At 76.1% G+C, this 4,760-nt stretch carries 2 protein-coding genes and 2 pseudogenes; all 4 read right to left on the reverse strand.

Annotation, left to right across the window (positions count from 1 at the left end; genetic code table 11):
* A pseudogene (locus GA0115242_RS39915) lies at window positions 1-182 on the reverse strand (phosphoribosylamine--glycine ligase); the annotation flags it as partial.
* Between the two features lie 212 nt (window positions 183-394).
* Window positions 395-2,353, reverse strand: a complete 1,959-nt coding sequence (locus GA0115242_RS40775; RefSeq protein WP_093829278.1) for a hypothetical protein — start codon at window positions 2,351-2,353, stop codon at window positions 395-397.
* A 304-nt stretch (window positions 2,354-2,657) separates the two neighbouring features.
* Window positions 2,658-3,911, reverse strand: a complete 1,254-nt coding sequence (gene purD, locus GA0115242_RS16985; protein WP_093829280.1) for a phosphoribosylamine--glycine ligase — start codon at window positions 3,909-3,911, stop codon at window positions 2,658-2,660.
* A 153-nt stretch (window positions 3,912-4,064) separates the two neighbouring features.
* Window positions 4,065-4,760 (reverse strand): annotated as a pseudogene (locus tag GA0115242_RS16990) (DNA polymerase III subunit gamma and tau); the annotation flags it as partial.

Here is a 4,760-nt window from a genome sequence, read left to right on the forward strand (position 1 = left end):
GGGTCGCCTTCGGGGGGCGCGGTGCCTCGGTCGGCGTCCACGTACCAGGGGACGACGCGGCCGGTGTCGCCGAAGTAGGTCTCGCCGCCGCGGAGCCAGGGGAGCGGGCCCTGCCCGAAGGGGTCGTTGACGGCGTGCGCGAGCGCTCCGGACTCCCAACGGCGCGTGTGCTCCGACGACATGGTGGCTCCCCTCCCTCGTGCCCCCGTTGTCCCGTGCCTGATGTGTCTGTCCTGTGTCGTGGTCGGTCCCAGCACATCACATGCCGCACGCAGACGGTCACGGCTCGTTGCCGATTGACCGAAACTGGAAGGGGGCGTTCCAGTTCGGTTCGGGATGCGGCGTGGCTGCGGCGTGGGTGCGGCGTGGCCGCGTCGCTCGGACCAGCCGGCGCTCAGACCAGCCGTACGGGCTTCTCCGGGCGTATGCCGGACGCGACCAGCCAGGCCCGCAGCGGGGCGGGGTCACCGTCCTCGACGAGGCTGAGGACGCGGGGGGTCAGGTCCTTCGTCCGCTCGCCGCCCAGCAGCAGGGACGGGCCGTCGAGCCAGTCGAGGCCGGGGGCGGCCCCCGCCGTGTCCATTGCGGCGCAGCACACCATCGCCGTGACGTGGTCGGCGAGCAACTCCCGTGCCGTGCGCGGGGGCTGGAGCGGGAAGAGGGGGAGGCCGCCGTCGTCCCACAGGGCGGTGTCGGGGGTGACCGCCGGACGGGCCCCCGCCGCCGCGCCGTCGCTCGCGGTGGCTTCCTCCCGGGCCAGCTCGGTGGTGAGCCGGGCGGCGAGCGCGGCCCCGCGTTCGTTGCGGAGGACGGGGGCCTCCTCGGGAAAGAGGTCCCCTTCGGGGAAGGGGTCGCCCTCGGGGAAGGGATCACCCTCGGGGTGGAGGGCGCCCTCGGGCCGGAGGGCGCCTTCGGGCTCCTCGGGCACCGCTGTCCCCCCGGTCGCCGCGGAACCTTCGGCCACCGCGGCCTCTCCGGTCACCGCGGTCCCTCCAGGCACCGCGGACACTTCAGGCACGGGTGTCTCTGGCGTCGGCGTCGGCGTCGGCAGGGTCAGGTGGTCGAGGACGCGGGAGAGGGTCGGGCCCTGGGCCGGGCGCGGGGCGGCGGGGCCCCGGGCGTCGTGCGTTCCCAGGGCGTCGTGCGGGCCCAGGGTGTCCAGGACGCGGTGCAGCCGGGCCGCGTCGGTGCGCCACTTGCGGTCGACGACCTCCTCCGGGTACTCCTCCCAGTCCACCGGGGCCCAGTCGGGGCCGGGCTCGGCGGGGCCGCCGTGGAAGAGGCGGGCGGCGAGCAGGGAGGTGGCCTCGTCGATGACGCCGGGTTCGTCCAGCAGGTCGCAGGCGGGGCGTTCGCCGAGACGGGAGGCGAACCCCTCGGCCAGCCGGTCCCGCCGGGACAGCTCGGTGAGGGCGGCGACGACACCCGCGTCGAGGCGGGACGGCCAGCGGCCCATCCGCCAGGCGGGCAGCGCGACCCGGGTGAGCAGTCGGTCCCAGCCCGCGTAGGCGAGACCGACCTGTTCCTGCGCGACGATCCGCAGCCCGTAGTCCACGGCCTGGGCGCGCTCGGCCGCGGCGGCGGCGACCCCGCGCTCCATCTGGGCCGCGTGCTCCCGGCAGGCCCGCAGCAGCAGCCGGGCGGTCCAGCCCACACCGGCGCCGACCGGGCGGGTCAGGGCGCGGCGGCCGGGGGCCGAGGCGACCGCGACGGCGGCGTCAAGACCGCGCACGAAGCGGCGGGCGGCGGCTATGTCCGGGTGGGCGGAGGGTCCCGTACCGGCGACCACAGGGGCGAGCACCGCGCGCAGTTCGCCGACCCGCATCCACCACAGGAACGGCGAGCCGATGACGAGGACGGGCGCGGCGGGGGTGCGGCGGTGCGCGGCGCGCGCGCCCGCTATCTCGTCCCGCTCGGCGGCCGGGGGCGTGCCGTGCGACGGGTGGGTGCGGTCCTCCAGCCAGCTGTCGCAGTCGGGCGTGAGGGCTATCGCGGAGGGGGCCGGGACGTCGAGCCGGTCGGCGAGGTCGCGCACCATCCGGTAGAGGTCGGGCGCGGTCTCCTCGGGGACGGCGACCGTGGGGCTCACGGCGGGGCGGGCCCGCGCGACCACCAGGCCGACGGCGCCCGCGGCGAGGAGCACGAGGACCGCGAGCGGGGTCACGACCCAGCGCGCCGCGTGCCAGAACGGCCCCACCAGATGCCCCGTCCACCCGCCGGCCAGCAGCACCACGGCGACCGCCGCGGGCAGCACGGCCACCGCCAGCGCCCGGCTGCGGACCCGCAGCACCGCGAGAGCCCTGGCACGCGCGCCGCGCGCGCCCACGTCCTCACCGATCCCGATACCGGTCACGACCCGACCTCACCCCCTCCCTCGAACCCTGGCCGTCCTGACTGTCCTGGCGTTGCTCACTCCCCCACTGTGGCAGCCGCCACTGACATCGCAATGCCGGTGGGCCAAGTGCCGGAACGCTTGCGCCGCACCCTAGTTGGGGCCCCGGCCCGAGTCAGCCAGATGGGCCATTGGTCACTCGATGGAATGGCTTTGGGGAGAGGTGGATGACAGAGGGCAAGGATCAGGCCCCGAATCCAGAGACGGATCCGGGGCCTGCGGGGTTCGCCTGATCCGGGCCGCGATGCCCGGATCCGCCAGCTTCTCAGGCTTCGGACGCCGCCTTCGCCGCGATGTCCGTGCGGTGCTGGGAACCGTCGAGCCGGATCCGGGCGACGGCCCGGTAGGCGCGGTCCCGTGCCTCGGTGAGGTCGGCGCCCGCCGCGGTGACCGACAGCACCCGGCCACCGGCGCTGACGACGGCGTCGCCGTCCTGGCGCGTACCGGCGTGCAGCACGTACGCGTGCGGGGCGTCCTCGGCGGCCACCGCGTCGAGCCCGGTGATCGGGTCGCCGGTGCGCGGGGTGCCGGGGTAGTGGTGCGAGGCGATGACGACGGTGACGGCGGCGTCGTCGCTCCAGCGCAGCGGCGGCAGGTCGGCGAGGGTGCCGTTGGCGGCGGCGAGCAGGACACCGGCCAGCGGCGTCTTCAGGCGGGCCAGCACGACCTGGGTCTCGGGGTCGCCGAAGCGGGCGTTGAACTCGATGACCCGCACGCCCCTGCCGGTGATCGCGAGCCCGGCGTAGAGCAGGCCGGAGAACGGGGTGCCGCGGCGCCGCATCTCGTCGACGGTCGGCTGCAGAACCGTCTCCAGCACCTCGTCGACGAGCTTGGCGTCGGCCCACGGGAGCGGGGAGTAGGCGCCCATGCCGCCGGTGTTCGGGCCCTCGTCGCCGTCGAGCGCGCGCTTGAAGTCCTGGGCGGGCTGGAGCGGGAGGACCGTCTCGCCGTCGGTGATGGCGAAGAGGGAGACCTCGGGGCCGTCGAGGAACTCCTCGATGACGACCCGCTCGCAGGAGTTGGCGTGCGCGCGGGCCGCGTCGACGTCGGCGGTGACGACGACGCCCTTCCCGGCGGCGAGCCCGTCGTCCTTGACGACGTAGGGCGCCCCGAACGCGTCGAGCGCCTCGTCGACCTCGTCCGGCGTCGTGCAGACGTACGAACGGGCGGTGGGGACGCCCGCGCCCGCCATGACGTCCTTGGCGAAGGCCTTGGAGCCCTCGATCCGGGCGGCGTCCGCCGCGGGCCCGAAGACCGGGATCCCCGCGGCGCGCACGGCGTCGGCGACCCCGGCGACCAGCGGCGCCTCCGGGCCGACGACCACGAGGTCGGCGTCCAGCCCGGTGGCGAGCGCGGCGACGGCGGCACCGTCGAGGGCGTCGACCCGGTGCAGCTCGGCGACCTCGGCGATGCCGGCGTTGCCGGGCGCGCAGTGCAGCGCGGTGACCGCGGGGTCGAGGGACAGGGAACGGCACAGGGCGTGTTCGCGGGCGCCGCCACCGATGACAAGGACCTTCACGGGGGTCAGCCTAACGGGCCGGGGGCGGCGTCCTTCGTGCGGGCGTCCGAGGCCGGGGGCGCCCCGCTCCTGTGCGTTCGCACGAACCGGAGGGTCCGCCGACGGCGCCCGCCCCGCTCACCGCCGCACCGTCTCCTCACCTCGTATGGGGGCTCACTCGTTCGTGAACTCGTCGACGACGGTGGCGCCCAGCTCGCGGACGATCAGGTCGTGTCCGGAGAGGGCGGAGTCGACGAGGTCGGGGTCGTCGTCCTCGGGGATGTCGTCCTCGGGGGAGACCGGGTGCGGCGGCTCGGGCGAGGGGGAGGGCTGCGGCGCGGGTCTCGGGGGCGTGGACGAGCCGTAGGAGGGGGCCGGGGAGGCGGACGGCTGTCCCCCGGCGCCAGGCCCCGCGGAGCCGTGCCCGCCACTGCCGCCGCTGCCCGGGCCACCGGGCCCTCCTGCACCGCCCGCGGGGCCACCGCCGTGACCACCGCCGCCGCCGTAGCCGCCCCCGGGGCCACCGCCCGCCGGGGCGCCGCCACCGCCGTAGCCGCCGTTGAACCCGGACCCGCCGGGGCCGCCGGGGGACGGGGGCGCGGCCCCGCCGCCGCCCGCGCCGCCCGAGGGGTCGACGACGGTCTCGATCTTCCACTGCACGCTGAACTGCTCGGCGAGGGACTGCCGCAGGACGTCCTCGCTGCCGCTGCTCGCGAAGTTGTCCCGGGCACCGGCGTTGACGAAGCCGAGCTGGAGGGTGGTGCCGTCGAACCCGGCGACGTGGGCGTTCTGGCTGAGCAGGATCCAGGTGAAGCGGCGCCGGTTCTTGACGGCCTCCAGGATGTTCGGCCAGAGCATGCGGGGGTCGAT

Origin of the sequence: Streptomyces sp. SolWspMP-5a-2, from assembly GCF_900091845.1 — a bacterium.
In the GTDB taxonomy this organism is placed as follows: domain Bacteria; phylum Actinomycetota; class Actinomycetes; order Streptomycetales; family Streptomycetaceae; genus Streptomyces; species Streptomyces doudnae.